Source organism: Mycobacterium sp. 4858, assembly GCF_900240975.1.
Lineage (GTDB): Bacteria > Actinomycetota > Actinomycetes > Mycobacteriales > Mycobacteriaceae > Mycobacterium.
Map to the genome: position 1 here is coordinate 38,393 of NZ_LT968775.1, position 14,526 is coordinate 52,918.

The window sequence follows — 14,526 nt, forward strand, 5'->3', positions numbered from 1 at the left end:
CCAGTATTACTGGCTGGCGTCGATGCGGGCCAGTGCCGAACGCAGGATCTGCGCGGTGGCGTCCCGGTCGGGATCGCGCCTCAGCAGCATCCCTTTGGCGACCGACAGCTTGTCGCCGTTGCGCCGGGGCAGCACGTGCAGATGAATGTGGAACACCGTCTGGAAGGCGGCGCCGCCGTCGTTGATGGCGATGTTGGTCGCGTCGGCCAATTCGGTTGCGCGGGCGGCACGGGCGATCCGCTGGCCGATCGTGATCATCCCGGCCAGCGTCTCGGGCGGGGTGTCGGTGAGATCCACGCTGTGGCGCTTGGGGATCACGAGGGTGTGGCCTCGGGTGAACGGGCGGATGTCAAGGATGGCCACATACTCGTCGTCTTCACAGATCCGGATGGCCGGGGCCTCACCGGCGACAATCGCACAGAACACGCAGGACATGTCGCCCACGGTACTGGCCGGGGGATACGCTGCCGCAGTGGACGCTCGCGACGCGGCCCGCGATGTGGCTTATGCCGGCGCGGCCACTCAGGCCCGCATGCTGGCCGACGGTGAGCTGACCGCGCCCGAGCTGCTCGAGATCTATCTGGAGCGGATCGCGCGGCTGGACAGCCAGTTGCGCTGCTACCGCGTGGTGTTGGCCGACAGCGCGCGCTATGAGGCGGCCGTCGCGCAGGACCGCCTCGACGCGGGTGAGCGGCTGCCGCTGCTCGGGGTGCCGATCGCGATCAAAGACGACGTCGACGTCGCCGGCGAGGTGACGACGTACGGCAGCGGCGGGCACCGGCCCGCGGCGAACTCCGATGCGGAGGTGGTCCGCCGGCTCCGCGCCGCCGGCGCCGTCATCCTCGGCAAAACCAATGTGCCCGAGCTGATGATGTTTCCCTACACCGAGTCGCTGGCCTTCGGGGCGACCCGCAACCCCTGGAACCTCACCCGCACCCCGGGCGGCAGCAGTGGCGGCAGCGCGGCGGCGGTGGCCGCCGGCCTGGCTCCGCTGGCGCTGGGATCCGACGGTGGTGGCTCGATTCGCATCCCGGCGATCTGGTGTGGCCTGTTCGGTCTGAAGCCCCAACGCGACCGGGTGTCGTTGGAGCCGCATGACGACGCGTGGCACGGGCTCAGCGTCAACGGCCCGCTGGCCCGGTCGGTGCTGGACGCCGCGCTGTTCCTCGATGCGACATCCACCGTGCCGGGGCCCGAAGGGGAGTTCTCGGCCGCGGCGGCGCGTAGCCCCGGTCGGCTGCGCATCGCCTTGAGCACGAAGGTTCCCACGCCGTTGCCCGTCAGGATCGGCAAGGAGCAGCTCACGGCGGTCGAACAGGCCGGCGCGTTGCTGCGCGATCTGGGCCATGACGTCATCCGCGCCGAACCCGACTATCCGCCGTCGGCCATCATGACCAACTACCTGCCCCGCTATCTGCGGGGTATCAGCGACGACGCCGACGCACTGGCGCATCCCGAACGCCTGGAAGCGCGCACCCGCAACCTGGCGCGCGCCGGTTCGCTGTTCTCCGATCGCAGGATGGTCGCCCTCCGCGAGGCCGAGGCGGCGGCGAGTGCCCGGATCCAGTCGATCTTCGACGACGTCGACGTCGTCGTCACGCCGGGCAACGCCACGGGGCCGTCCCGAATCGGTGCCTACCAACGCCGCGGCGCGGTGTGGACGCTGCTGGCGGTGGCGCAGCGCGTGCCCTACCAGCAGGTGTGGAACCTGACAGGGCAGCCCGCCGCGGCCGTCCCGTGGGACTTCGACGGCGACGGCCTGCCGATCGCCGTGCAGCTGGTGGGCCGGCCGTTCGCGGAGGCGACGTTGTTGTCGCTGGCCGCGCAGATCGAGTCCGCCAGGCCGTGGGCGCATCGGCGACCGCCGGTGTCATGAGCGAAGAATTTCGCGCCAGGCGGCCAGCTTGACGCCGGGTCGCACGGCGTGGGCCGGGCTCGTCGACGGCAATCGTCGGTAGTCGATGCGCTCATCGGCCTCGGCCAGCCTGTGGTACAGCGCGGCGGCCTTGGCGCCGTTGAAGTACACCCGCGCGATGGCGGGGTACCGCGCGAACAGTTCGCCGAACTCGTTGACCACCACGCTCCTGGGTTCGATTGCCGAGTCCGCGCTGCCGGCGCGGCGGCAGGCGCGCACCACGTCCCAGAGGGCCACGCCCGCCGATTGCAGGGCGGTCAGCCGCTTTTCGTACGGCGCCGCCGCGTCGAACCCGAACAGCTCGCCGGTGATCGCCCAGAACGCATTTCGCGGATTCCCATAATACTGGCCTACCGCCAGGGATTGGGCGCTCGGAAACGAACCCAGGATCAGCACCCGGGCATTCTCGTCGACGACCGGTGGAAAACCCCCCAGCAGCGGTGCGCTCATCACTTCAGATCATGACGTGTCCTGTCGACGCCGACCCGCTTCGCCCGGCTTCGCCGCGCTCGCGATCGGCCGGACCTATTCGCGCCGACCCGCTTCGCCCGGCTTCGCCGCGCTCGCGATCGGCGGGACCTATTCGCGCCGACCCGCTTCGCCCGGCTTCGCCGCGCTCGCGATCGACGGGACCTATTCGCGCCGACCCGCTTCGCCCGGCTTCGCCGCGCTCGCGATCGACGCCCGTTGTACGTTGGCGACGTGGACGGGGACCTGCTCGACGGACTAGAGGGCAGCGCACGCGCTGAGCGGGCGGAGCTGGTCGAGTGGCTGCTCGAGCAGGGCATCACCCCCGACGAGATCAGGGCCACGAACCCCCCGCTGCTGCTGGCGACCCGCCACCTCATGGGTGACGACGGCACCTACGTGTCCGCCCGCGAGATCAGCGAGACCCACGGCATCGACCTGGATCTCTTGCAGCGGGTGCAGCGCGCGATCGGCCTGGCCCGGGTGGAGGACCCCGACGCGGTCGTGCACATGCGCGCCGACGGCGAAGCCGCCGCCTACGCCCAGCGTTTCGTCGAGCTCGGGCTGGACCCCGAGCAAGTGGTGCTCGTGGTCCGGGTGCTCGCCGAAGGGCTCTCACGCGCCGCCGAGGTCATGCGCTACACCGCGCTTTCGGCGATCATGCGGCCCGGCGCCACCGAGCTCGAAATCGCCAAGGCCTCAAAGGCTTTGGTGGGTGAAATCGCGCCCGAGCTCGGGCCGATGATCCAGCACATGCTGTTCATGCAGCTGCGTCACATGATGGAGACCGAAGCGGTCAACGCGGCCGAGCGCGCCGCCGGCAAACCCCTGCCGGGTGCGCGCCAGATCACCGTCGCCTTCGCGGACCTCGTCGGCTTCACCCGGATCGGCGAAGCGGTGTCGGCGGAGGAGCTGGGGCATCTGGCCAACCGACTGGCGGTCCTGGCGCGCGACATCACCACCCCGCCGGTGCGATTCATCAAGACGATCGGCGACGCGGTGATGTTCGTCTGCCCCGACCCGCTGCCCATGCTCGACGTGGTGGTGAAGCTGGTCGAGGCCGTGGACACCGACAACGACTTCCCACGGCTGCGGGCGGGCGTGGCCTCCGGCATGGCGGTGAGCCGGGCGGGCGACTGGTTCGGCAGCCCGGTCAACGTCGCCAGCCGGGTCACCGGTGTGGCGCGTCCGGGCACCGTGCTGGCGGCGGATTCGGCCTGGGAGACCGTTGCGGACATCGGCGAGTTCAACGGGTCGTTCGCAGGTGCGCGCCGCCTCAAGGGCATCAAGAACGAGGTCAAGCTCTTCCGTATTCGCCGGGGCGACGGCGGGGACTGAGTCGGACATCCGTCCGACATGGGCAGGCCCGGACGACTCTGGGGGGCGTTGGGCTCCGTCATGCGCGGGTCCTACGCGGCCGGTCTTCTACCCTGACTTCCGGCGCTTTGAATTGGTCGTTTCCGGGCCTGCTTCGCTACCAAAAATACAACGTGACGCAGGTCATATCAACGGGTTCTCCGCACTTAAACACACCTTTTCGCGGACGGCCGTTCGCGGGCCCGTCGCCCACGACGCGTGTGCCGTCGCCGGGCGGCGTTCGCCGCCGGTGAACGCTGTTCCCTAACCCGTGTAACGGTGTAATCATGTAATTATGAAATCGCATCACACGCACGGCCGGCGCTACGGCCGCCCCGGCGGCTGGCAGCAAGCCCAACAACCCGACGCCAGCGACGCCGCGGAATGGTTCGCCGGGCGTCTGCCCGAAAGCTGGTTCGACGGCGACCCGACGGTCATCGTCGACCGCGAGGAAATCACCGTCATCGGGCGGCTGCCGGAACCGCAGGGCGCGGAGAACGAGGAGACCGGGGCCCGCGCGGAAGGACGTGCTTCCCGGTTCCGCGAGGAAACCCGTTCGGAGCGAATGCACATCGCCGACGAGGCGCAAGATCGCTACGGGCGCAAGGTTTCCTGGGGTGTCGAGGTCGGTTCCAAAGCCGGCGCAGAACGAATCCTGTTCACTCACATCGCGGTTCCGGTGATGACACGCTTGAAGCAACCCGAGCGGCAGGTGCTCGACACGCTGGTGGATGCCGGTGTCGCCCGGTCTCGCGCCGACGCTCTGGCGTGGTCGGTCAAGCTGGTCGGTGAACATGCCGAGGAATGGCTGGCCAAGTTGCGTAACGCCATGTCGGCGGTCGACGACTTGCGCGCGGAGGGCCCGGACCTTCAGTCGTAGGCCGGTGCCCCGGCCGCCCCGAACCGAGAAACTATGCCCCGGTTGGGGTTTGACCAGATCTCAGCCGCCGTAGTTGGTCCACCACGTGTGCAGGTCTTCGAGGGCGGGCGGATCCCCGTAGACGTCACAGAGCATGAGTTTGGCCTCGTTGGTCCAGATGACGTTCGGGTGGTTCTTGTAGGTTCCGCACGCGATCGTGCCGGCGGTCACCGTGGGGGTGCTGTCGTGGTGCCAGCCATCCGGTGACTGCCCCGCTCCCGGGCAGTTCGTCAGTTGCACGGCGGCCACGTCGTCGTCGAACGCCTTCTTCAGCACGTCCTCGTCGGCGAACAGTCCATAGACGGCCCGAGACGGCCCACCCTGATTGGTGTTCTGGTCGCAGTCGACCATGGCCAGCGCATTCACCCAGATGCTGTTCGACTTGGGGGTCGCGGGCGTGCAAGCGCCGCCGGGATACCCGGTGGGCAGCATGCCGAGCAGCTTGCTCTGCGGGTTGCCGGCCCGGGTCGTTGTCGTGGTGGTGACGGCCCTGGTGGTGCTCGACGTGGTCGAGGTGCGGTTCGCCTGCGGGTTACCGTCGTCGCCTCCCATGACCACGACGATGCCGACGGCGGCGAGCGCAACGACAACCACCAACGCGGCGACGGCGGCGATGATGGGCCAGGGGTTGCGTCGTTTGGGTGGGGGTTGGTTCCACCCCGGTCCGCCGAATTGCGGTGGAGGGCCGCCCCAATGGGCGCTGGCTTGGTAATAGGGCGGTGTGGCCGGGGGCTGGGCGGCGGCCGGGATGGGGCCGCTGTCGGGCCGCCAGGTCGGGGCGCTTTGCGCGGGTATCGGAGGGCGACTCCGGTGCCGGCGGCGGTGTGGGGGGAGGGGCCATGACGGTGCCCGGCAGGGTGGCTTCCTGACTGCGGCGCAGGATGGTGGCGGCGTGGTCTTGGTCGGGGTCGCTGAGCGCGTCGTGGGCGGCCAGGGCGAGGTCGCCGGCGCTCGCGTAGCGGTCCTCGGGCTTCTTGGCCATGCCGCGGCTGATCACCGCGTCGAAGCCCTTGGGAATACCCGGCCGCAGCGCGCTGGGCTGGGGTACGGGGTCCATGGTGTGGGCGGTGACCAGCGCGCCCGCGCTGCTGGACGTGTACGGCGGGGATCCCGTGAGGCATTCGTAGAGCACGCAGGCCAGGGCGTAGATGTCGGCGCGGTAGGTGACCTCGGCGTTGGAAAACCGTTCCGGCGCCATGTATTTCCATGTTCCGACGGCGGTGCCCAGCTGGGTCAGCTTTTCGTCGGTGGTGGCGCTGGCGATCCCGAAGTCGACGAGGTAGGCGAAGTCGTCGCGGGTGATGAGGATGTTTTGCGGTTTGACGTCGCGGTGCATGACCCCGGCGGCGTGGGCGGCATCCAGCGCCGAGGCGATCTGGGTGATGATGGCCACCGCCCGCGGCGGGGACAGCGGGCCGAAGCGTTTGAGCACACCGTCCAAATCGGTGCCCTCGATCAGGCGCATCTCCAAGAACATCTGGCCGTCGATCTCGCCGTAGTCGTGGATGGGCACCACGTGCGGCTCCTGCAAACGACCGGCGGTGCGGGCTTCGCGTTTCATCCGCTCCCGAAACACCGGGTCCTTGCTGAAGGCCTCCGAGAGCAGCTTGACCGCCACCGTCCATTCCTTGACGGTGTGCTCGGCCTCGTAAACCTCGCCCATTCCACCGCGTCCAAGCAGGCGCTTCAGGTGATAAGGCCCGAAATCCGAACCCACCCGCGAGGCCTGCTCATCGCTCATCGCCGATCCTTCACACCCAGCCACCACACCATCGCCACCCGACAATCACCGGGCGCACCGGTCAGCCGCAATTCCCTGACCCAGCAACCATGACGGTAAGCCCCCACCCGGCCCGACGCATGACAATCACCCGATTTCCCGGGCGGACGCGGTGTTGCTAACTCTCGCCGTCGCCGGCGATCTGAAACGTGAATTCGTAGTCGCAGATGCGGACGTGATCGCCGTCGCGCAGCGTGGCAACGGAGCGGATTCGCTCGTGTTGCACGTGGACCCCGTTGGACGATCGGAGGTCGTTGATGATGAAGCTGGTGCCCGTGTCGACGATGACGGCATGGTGGCGGCTGACTTTGGGGTTGTCGAGGACGATGTCGTTGTCGCCGAGCCGCCCGATCCGGGTTGCCGCCTCTCGCAGCGCGTAGCTGCGTCCCGAGGCCTCGTGCAGGTAGGCGATGGCCCGCTGCCCGGACGTCATCGCATGCTCTTCGAGGACCGTGACGGTGTCGACGGCGGCGGTCTTGGCGCTGCGCTTCACGTCCAGCGGTTCCTGCCGCAGTATCCGCTCGTTGAGCGACCGCAGCGTCGGCCCCGGGTCGATCCCCAGGTCGTCGGCGAGCGTGGTCTTGACCCGGCGGTAGGCGGCCAGCGCGTCCGATTGGCGGTCCGTGAGGTAGTAGGCCGTGATCAGTTGGGCCCATAGCGGTTCCCGGTAGGGGTGCTCGCCGGTCAGCGCCTCCAGCTCCGTGATCACGGCGGACGCGCGCCCGCAGGCGATTTCGGCCTCCGCCTTCGCGCCGTGGACCTGAAGTTTCTCCTCGACAAGGGAAGTCGCGAAGGTGTCGACGAACCCGAACTCGCGCAGGTCCTCGAGCACGGGCCCGCGCCATTGCGCCAAAGCGGCGGTCAGGTGCTGGCTGGCGTCTTCGAATTCGCCCCTGGCGGCCGCGTGCACGCCCGCGGTCTTCTCGGCAATGAATCGGCCCAGATCGCAAGCGTTTTCGGTGATGGTGAGCCGGTAACCAGGCGGCGCCGCGGCCAGCACCGCTCGCGGGTCGATGCCGGCCGTGCCGAGCAACTTGCGGAGGTTGGACACATAGGAATGGATGCTGGCCCGTGCCCCCGACGGGGGCGCGTCGTCCCACAGGGCGGTGATGAGCCGGTCGACCCCGACGGGGCTGTTGCGGTTCATCAGCAGCATGGCCAGCACCGCCCGCTGTTTGGGGGTGCCCAGGGCCACCGGGGTGCCGTCAACGCTCATGTCCAACGGTCCGAGCAGACCGAGTTCGAGACGCTTGTCCACCATCGACTATCGGTCCTTCCGGCCCATTGTGCTTGCCATTGTGGCTATGCCCTTGTCATGGCGTAGTAGGCGCCCCGCCTGGCCAGCAACTCGGCGTGACTGCCCTGTTCGACGATCCGTCCGGCCTCGACCACGACGATGCGGTCTGCCTCTCGGACCGTCGAAAGCCGGTGCGCGATAATGAAACTCGTGCGGTCGCGGCGGAGCTCCGACATGGCGCGGGCGATGAGTGCCTCGGTTCGGGTGTCGACCGAACTGGTCGCCTCGTCGAGGATCAACAGCCGGGGCCGGGCGAGGAATGCGCGGGCGATGGTGATGAGCTGCTTCTCGCCGGCGCTGATGTTGCCGCCGCCGCCGCTGACCCGCGTCTGGTAGCCAGCTGGCAGGGTGTGCACGAACCGGTCGACGTAGGCCGCCTTCGCGGCCCGCACCACCTCATCAGCGCTGGCGTCGGGCCGCCCGTAGGCGATGTTCTCCGCGATCGTCCCATCGAAGAGCCAGGTGTCTTGCAGCACCATGCCGATCCGCGAACGCAGCGACTGCCGGCTCACGGTCGTGATATCGGTGCCGTCGACCAGGATCCGGCCGGAATCGACGTCGTAGAACCGCATCAACAGGTTCACCAGGGTGGTCTTGCCGGCCCCGGTCGGCCCGACGATCGCCACCGTGGTTCCGGGCTCGGCCACCATCGACAGGTCGTGGATCACCGGGGTGTTCGGGCGGTAACCGAAGCTGACGTGCTGAAACTCGACTCGGCCGGTGGGGGCCGCGCCGGGCAGGGCCAGGGTGGCCTCGGCGTCCGGCGATTCCTCGGGCTCGTCGAGCAGATCGAACACTCGCTCGGCGCTGGCCACCCCGGACTGCAGGGTGTTGTACATCCCAGCCACCTGGCCGAGAGGGGCATTGAACTGCCGGACGTATTGGATGAAAGCCTGGATGCCGCCGAGGGTGATGCGGCCGGTGGCCACCTGCAGGCCGCCCACCACGGCGACGGCCACGTAGCCGAGGTTGCCGATGAACCCCGTCGCGGGCGCCACGAGGCCCGAGAAGAACTGCGCGCCGAAACTCGCCTGGTAGACGTCGTCGTTGCAGTCGCGAAAGTGGCCGCGCGCCGCGGCCTGGTGGCCGAACGTCTTGACCACCGTGAAGCCGCTGTAGGTCTCCTCGATGTGGGCGTTGAGGCGACCGATGCTCGTCCACTGCGCCACGAACAGGCGCTGTGCGCGCCGCGCGATCGCGCGTGTCGCCAGCAGGGTCAGCGGCACCGCCGCCACGGTGATCAGCGCCAGCAGCGGCGAGATGGACACCATCATCGCGAGCACCGCCACCACGGTCAGGATCGACGTCACCAACTGGCTGATGGTCATCGACAGCGACGACTGCACGTTGTCGATGTCGTTGGTCACCCGGCTCAACAGCTCACCGCGTTGGCGCCCATCGAAGTAGGACAGCGGCAGGCGGTGGATTTTGTCCTCGACGTCCGAACGCAGCGCGACCATGGTGCGCTGCACGGTGACGTTGAGCAGCCGCGCCTGGGCCCAGATCAACAGTGCCGAAACCAGATAAAGGCCCAACGCCAGCGCCAGCGTTCGCGCCACCGCGCCGAAGTCCACGCCTTTCCCCGGCACCACGCTCATTCCCGACAGCAGGTCGGCGAAGGTGCCCTCGCCCCGCGCGCGGGCCGCGGCGACGGCCTGCGCCTTGGTGATGCCCGCGGGGAGCTGTCGCCCGATGACGCCGTTGAACAGCAGGTCGGTGGCGTGGCCGAGGATGCGCGGGACGATGACCCCGATCACCGTACCGGTGATCCCGAGGCCGATCACCGCGACGCTGAGCCGGCGTTGTGGGGCAAGCCTTTTCGCCAGCCGGGTGGCCGACCCCCAGAAGTCACGGGACCGCCCGGCCGGTGCCGGGGCCAAACCGCGGGTGGCCGGCGCCGTCATGACGCGCCCCCGGCCTGGCCGGATTGCACCGCGCTCACCGACTGCGAGTCGGCGAATTCGGCGTAGGCGGGGCAGTCGGCGAGCAGCGAGTCGTGCGTGCCGCTGCCCACCAGTTTCCCGTTGTCGACAACGATCACCTGGTCGGCCTCGGCGGCGGTCGAAACGCGTTGGGTGACAACGATGACGGTGGCAGCGGCCGCTATTTGCTTCACCGACGCGCGGACCCGTGCGTCGGTGTGGACGTCGAGCGCGCCGAACGAGTCGTCGAAGAGGTAGATGGCGGGGTGGCGGATGACCGCGCGGGCGATCGCCAGTCGTTGCCGCTGACCGCCGGAGAAGTTGATGCCGCCCTGGGCCACCCGCATGCGGAGCCCGTCGTCGTGTGCGCGCACGAATCCGTCGGCGTCGGCCACCCGCAACGCTTCCCACATTTCCTCGTCGGTCGCGTCAGCCTTGCCGTAGCGGAGATTGTCCGCGACGGTGCCGGAGAACAGATAGCCGCGCTGGGGAACCAGCCCGATCGCCGACCACAGTCGCTCGGTGTGGTAGTCGCGGACGTCGATGTCGTCGACCAACACGGCGCCGCCGGTCACGTCGTAGAGCCGGCAGATCAACGACACCAGCGTCGACTTGCCCGACCCGGTGCTGCCGACGATGGCCGTGGTGGTGCCGGGATGTGCGGTCAACGAAACATCCTGCAGCACGGGGCGATCGGCGCCCGGATAGGTGAAGGTGGCGCTGTCGAGGCGCACCACCCCGGTGATCCCGCCGGCCGGGAACACCGGCCGCTGCGGATCGGTCACCGCGGCCCGGGTGGAGAGCACCTCGGTGATCCGTTCGGCGCACACGGATGCTCGGGGCAGCACCACCAGCGTCATCGTGGCCATCAGCACCGCCATGAGGATCTGGGTGAAGTACGCCAGGAACGCGGTCAACGAGCCGACCTGCATCTGGCCCCGATCGATGCGCAGCCCGCCGAACCAGATCAGCGCGACGCTGGACACGTTGACGGTCAACGTGGTCACCGGCAGCATCACCGCCTGCCAGTTCCCGGCGGTCAGCGCGGTGTACGACAGCGCGGCGTTGGCGCGGGCGAACCGGTCGCGCTCATAGCGTTCACGGGCAAACGCGCGCACGACGCGGACGCCGGACAGCTGGTCGCGCATCACCCGGTTGATGCCGTCGATCAGGCCCTGCATCCTGCGGAACAGGGGCAGCATGTGTGCCATCACCCAGTAGTTGGCCAACGCCATGATGGGAACGCTGACCAGCAGCAGCCAGGTCAGCGCGGCCTCCTGGTGGATGGCCATCAGGATTCCGCCCACGCACATGATGGGCGCGGTGACCAGCACGGTGCTCGATATCTGAACCAGGTATTGGATCTGGCGGACGTCGTTGGTGCTCCGCGTCAACAGCGTGGGCGCGCCGAAGCGGGCGGTCTCGTGCTCGGAGAAGGTCGTGATGTGTTCGAACACCGCCGCGCGCAGGTCGCGACCGAAGCCCATCCCGGTTCGCGACCCGAAGTAGACCGCCCCGACCGCGCACAACACCTGCAGCCCGGTGACCGAGAGCATCACCATGCCGAGCCTGACAATCGTGGACGTGTCGCCCTTGGCCACGCCCTCGTCGATGATCGCGGCGTTGACCGTCGGCAGGTACAGCGACGCCAGGGTGCTGATGCCCTGAAACACCATCAGCACCGCGACCAGCCGCCGGTACGGCCGGATGTACTGGCGCAGCAGTGCCAGGAGCATTTCGTAACTGTCGCACACGGCGCGTCCGGCGGTGTAACTGAAACGCCTGCTCAGGCGCGTCGGTGGTTGACCCGCTGAGCTGCCGCTACAGTGCATCGTGTGGACCGGGAGCAGGCTGAGCAAGAGCAGGGTAGCGGTGCGGCGTAACGCGAGGGCGCTCGTCGCCGCGGCGTCAGCCTTGATGGTCCTGGTGCTCACGGTGGCGGCGTGCTCCGACTCGGGCGGCAATAAGCCAGGTGCGACGTCGTCGTCGGCGCCGGGGAACGCGGAGGGCCACCACGGCCCGATGTTCCCCCAGTGCGGGGGCATCACCGATCAGACCGTGGCGGAACTGACGAAGGTGACGGGCCTGATCAACACCGCCCGGAACTCGGTCGGCTGCCAATGGCTGGCGGGCGGCGGCATCCTTGGTCCGCACTTCTCCTTCTCCTGGTATCGCGGCAGCCCGATCGGACGTGAACGCAAGACCGAGGAGTTGTCGCGCGCCAGCGTCGACGACATCAACATCAACGGTCACAGCGGGTTCATCGCCATCGGCAACGAGCCGAATTTGGGGGACTCACTCTGCGAGGTGGGCATTCAATTCCAGGACGACTTCTTCGAATGGTCGATCAGCTTCAGCCAAAAGCCGTTCCCGCCGCCCTGCGACATCGCCAAGGAGCTGGCGCGTCAGTCGATTGCGAACTCGAAATGACCACGAGAAGCGTTCGCGCGGTTGTGGCCATCTTGATCTCTGCCCTGGTGGTCATCACGGGTTGTTCGAGGTCCGTCGCCGGCAACGCCGTCAAGGCGGGCGGCCCGACCCGCAACAACAACTCCCAGCAGCAGTATCCGAACCTGCTCAAGGAGTGTGAGGTGCTCACCAGCGACATCCTGGCCAAGACGGTGGGTGCCGACCCGCTCGACATCCAGAGCACGTTCGTCGGCGCGATCTGCCGGTGGCAGGCGGCCAACCCCGCCGGGCTGATCGACATCACCCGGTTCTGGTTCGAGCAGGGCAGCCTCAGCAACGAGCGCAAGGTCGCCGACTTCCTGAAGTACAAGGTCGAGTCCCGCAACATCGCCGGGATCGATTCGATCGTGATGCGGCCGGATGACCCGAACGGCGCGTGCGGAGTGGCCAGCGACGCCGCGGGCGTGGTCGGGTGGTGGGTCAACCCCCAGGCGCCGGGCATCGACGCGTGCGGTCAGGCGCTCAAGTTGATGGAGCTGACGCTGGCCACGAACTCGTAGCAGTTCAGCGCGGGATTTCGAAGCCAATCAGGGCGGCACGGCCGAGTTCGAGGTCCTTCCACCCGAACGGCACGGTCAGCACCGCGATCGCCGACGTCGGGAACTTCGCCGAGATCCGTTCGGCGGCAGCCGAGTCGGTGCCACTGCCGGCCAGGCCGAGAGCCAGGTCCGACATCGTCGGCTCGTGACCGACGACCAGCAGTGTCTCGACTTCGCCGCCGACCGTGTTGATTTCTTCGATCATGATGCCGGGCGTGGCGCCGTAAAGCCGCTCGCTGTAGCGCACGGGCGCGTCGATTCGTGCGTTGGCCAACGTCTGCCGCGTACGGGTTGCGGTGGAACACAGCACGGCGTCGATGGCTGGAGCGTTGGCGCGCAGCCAATCGCCGGCGAGTCCCGCTTGCTTGACGCCGCGGGGCGCCAGCGGCCGCTCGTGGTCGGCGACCCCGGGCGGGTAGTCGGATTTCGCGTGGCGCATCAACAGCAATGTGCGCTGATCTTTCACGGGAGCCACGCTAACCCCTAGGCCGCGTCGTCGTCATCGTCGTCGTCGTGGTGGAGCAGTTTTTCGGGGTGGTGGTAGGTGTTGGTGCGGGGTTGGCCGCGGTCGTGGTGGGGTGGGGGGATCCATTCGGTGTGGCCCTTGGTGTTTGTGCGGGTGGTCCAGCCGTCGGGTTTGAGCATGCGGTGATGGGGTCCGCAGGCGAAGGTGAGGCCGGTGATGTCGGTGCGCCGGCACTTGGCCCAGTCGGTGACGTGGTGGACCTCGGACAGGTAGCCGGGCACGGTGCAGCCCGGCGCCGAGCAACCACGATCCTTGGCGTAGAGCATGATTCGCTGAGCCGGGGAGGCCAGGCGTTTGGTGTGATAGAGCGCCAGGGGTTTGGCGTTGTCGAAGACGGCCAGATAGTGACGGGCGTGGCGGGCCAGGCGGATCACGTCGCTGATGGGGAGCCGGGTGCCGCCGCCGGTGAGCCCCGTGCCGCAGGCGGCCTCCAAGTCTTGCAGGGTGGTGGTGATGATGATGGAGGCGGGTAAGCCGTTGTGCTGGCCGAGTTTTCCCGAGGCCAGCAACCCGCGCAGCCCAGCGAGCAGGCCGTCGTGGTGGCGTTGGGCGGTGCTGCGGGTGTCGCGGTCGATGGCCTCTTGGCTGGGGGCGCCGTCCACGCACGGGGTGTCCTCGAGCGGATTGCACATGCCGGGTGCGGCGAGTTTGGCCAGGACCGCTTCCACGGTGGCGCGGGCCTCGGGGGTGAGCAGGCCGCGCAGTTCGGACATGCCGTCGGGGCCTTGCTTGCCCAAAGTGAGTCCGCGGCGTCGGGCGCGGTCCTCGTCGCGGTAGGTGCCATCGGGGTTGAGGCAGTCGGCGATGTGCTCGGCGAGTGCGGCGAGTTGTTCGGGCCGGTACTGCGTGCCGTGGGCGGCCAGGTCGGCCTCGACGGCCTCGCGAGTGGCGGCATCCACCCAGCCGGGCAGGCGGTGGAAGAAGCGGCGGATCACCGCCACCTGGCCGGCGCCGAGTTGTCCGTCGCGTTGGGCGGCGGCGGTGGCCGGCAGCATCGGCGCCAGCGGTTCGCCGGTCAACCCGTGCCGCGGCCCCAAATCCACCGCTTCTTTGACCCGCCGGGAGGCTTCGGCGCGGCTGATCAGCGTGGCCTCGGCGACCGCGTGCGGCAGCGTGCCGCCCAACTCCTCTGGCGTGGCTTGGCGGGCCAGGTTGTTGATCACCGGGTGTTCGATGGCCGGCAGTTGGCGGCGCGCCTTCTCGCAGCGCTCCAGCATCGCCAGCTGTTGTGCGACGTTCATCGCGTCAACCGGTAACGCCCGGGCGCGGGCCAAGACCGCATCGAGGTCGTCGAACACCGCGTCGACATCCGGATGACTACTTGGACTCACACCG

13 protein-coding genes and 1 pseudogene are annotated in these 14,526 nt (G+C 68.5%); 6 read left to right on the plus strand and 8 right to left on the minus strand.

The annotated features are described in order from the left end of the window. Window positions 1-6: 6 nt before the first annotated feature. Window positions 7-435 carry an HIT family protein gene (locus tag C1737_RS00280; protein ID WP_067927147.1) on the minus strand — a complete coding sequence of 143 codons (429 nt, stop codon included), beginning with the start codon at window positions 433-435 and terminating at the stop codon, window positions 7-9. Between the two features lie 37 nt (window positions 436-472). On the opposite strand from C1737_RS00280, the gene C1737_RS00285 reads away from it, so the two are divergent. After that, window positions 473-1,876: an amidase gene (locus C1737_RS00285; RefSeq protein ID WP_369807460.1), complete on the plus strand. Its 1,404-nt coding sequence runs from the start codon at window positions 473-475 to the stop codon at window positions 1,874-1,876. Here the strand turns inward: C1737_RS00285 and C1737_RS00290 are convergent. Next, entirely contained in the window at window positions 1,871-2,365 is a 495-nt protein-coding gene (locus tag C1737_RS00290) for a DNA-deoxyinosine glycosylase (protein ID WP_102416918.1), read from the minus strand. The genes C1737_RS00285 and C1737_RS00290 overlap by 6 nt on opposite strands. A 16-nt stretch (window positions 2,366-2,381) precedes the next feature. Here C1737_RS00290 and C1737_RS26515 point away from each other — a divergent pair, with 16 nt between their 5' ends. The 3 genes from C1737_RS26515 to C1737_RS00300 all read left to right on the plus strand — a co-directional run bounded on the left by C1737_RS26515 (window position 2,382) and on the right by C1737_RS00300 (window position 4,619). Beyond that, the gene (locus C1737_RS26515) at window positions 2,382-2,645 is read left to right on the plus strand and encodes a hypothetical protein (RefSeq protein ID WP_142393402.1); all 264 of its coding nucleotides are present in this window, start codon (window positions 2,382-2,384) and stop codon (window positions 2,643-2,645) included. Continuing rightward, a complete protein-coding gene (locus C1737_RS00295) occupies window positions 2,603-3,721 on the plus strand; it encodes an adenylate cyclase regulatory domain-containing protein (RefSeq protein ID WP_102416919.1) in 1,119 nt (372 codons plus the stop codon). Before C1737_RS26515 ends, C1737_RS00295 begins: the two co-directional genes overlap by 43 nt. A 313-nt stretch (window positions 3,722-4,034) precedes the next feature. Next, entirely contained in the window at window positions 4,035-4,619 is a 585-nt protein-coding gene (locus tag C1737_RS00300; protein ID WP_102416920.1) for a hypothetical protein, read from the plus strand. 60 nt (window positions 4,620-4,679) lie between these two features. On the opposite strand, the pseudogene C1737_RS00305 reads toward C1737_RS00300, so the two are convergent. From C1737_RS00305 to C1737_RS00320, 4 genes and pseudogenes are all read right to left on the minus strand, one after another. Continuing rightward, window positions 4,680-6,399, minus strand: a pseudogene (locus C1737_RS00305) (serine/threonine-protein kinase). 157 nt (window positions 6,400-6,556) lie between these two features. After that, window positions 6,557-7,699, minus strand: coding sequence for a BTAD domain-containing putative transcriptional regulator (locus C1737_RS00310; RefSeq protein ID WP_102416921.1), 1,143 nt, complete (start codon window positions 7,697-7,699; stop codon window positions 6,557-6,559). A 41-nt stretch (window positions 7,700-7,740) separates the two neighbouring features. Continuing rightward, window positions 7,741-9,639: an ABC transporter ATP-binding protein gene (locus C1737_RS00315; RefSeq protein ID WP_102416922.1), complete on the minus strand. Its 1,899-nt coding sequence runs from the start codon at window positions 9,637-9,639 to the stop codon at window positions 7,741-7,743. After that, window positions 9,636-11,393 carry an ABC transporter ATP-binding protein gene (locus C1737_RS00320; RefSeq protein ID WP_102416923.1) on the minus strand — a complete coding sequence of 586 codons (1,758 nt, stop codon included), beginning with the start codon at window positions 11,391-11,393 and terminating at the stop codon, window positions 9,636-9,638. The genes C1737_RS00315 and C1737_RS00320 overlap by 4 nt, the downstream gene beginning before the upstream one ends. A gap of 181 nt (window positions 11,394-11,574) precedes the next feature. Here C1737_RS00320 and C1737_RS00325 point away from each other — a divergent pair, with 181 nt between their 5' ends. Continuing rightward, window positions 11,575-12,087 (plus strand): DUF3558 domain-containing protein, encoded by a 513-nt coding sequence (locus C1737_RS00325; RefSeq protein WP_369807509.1) that lies wholly within the window; start codon window positions 11,575-11,577, stop codon window positions 12,085-12,087. Then, a complete protein-coding gene (locus tag C1737_RS00330; protein ID WP_067927043.1) occupies window positions 12,084-12,626 on the plus strand; it encodes a DUF3558 domain-containing protein in 543 nt (180 codons plus the stop codon). The genes C1737_RS00325 and C1737_RS00330 overlap by 4 nt, the downstream gene beginning before the upstream one ends. A gap of 4 nt (window positions 12,627-12,630) precedes the next feature. On the opposite strand, the gene C1737_RS00335 is transcribed toward C1737_RS00330, so the two are convergent. Beyond that, window positions 12,631-13,131 (minus strand): histidine phosphatase family protein, encoded by a 501-nt coding sequence (locus C1737_RS00335; RefSeq protein ID WP_102416925.1) that lies wholly within the window; start codon window positions 13,129-13,131, stop codon window positions 12,631-12,633. Between the two features lie 17 nt (window positions 13,132-13,148). Then, window positions 13,149-14,522, minus strand: a complete 1,374-nt coding sequence (locus C1737_RS00340) for an HNH endonuclease signature motif containing protein (protein WP_102416926.1) — start codon at window positions 14,520-14,522, stop codon at window positions 13,149-13,151. Between the last annotated feature and the right edge of the window lie 4 nt (window positions 14,523-14,526).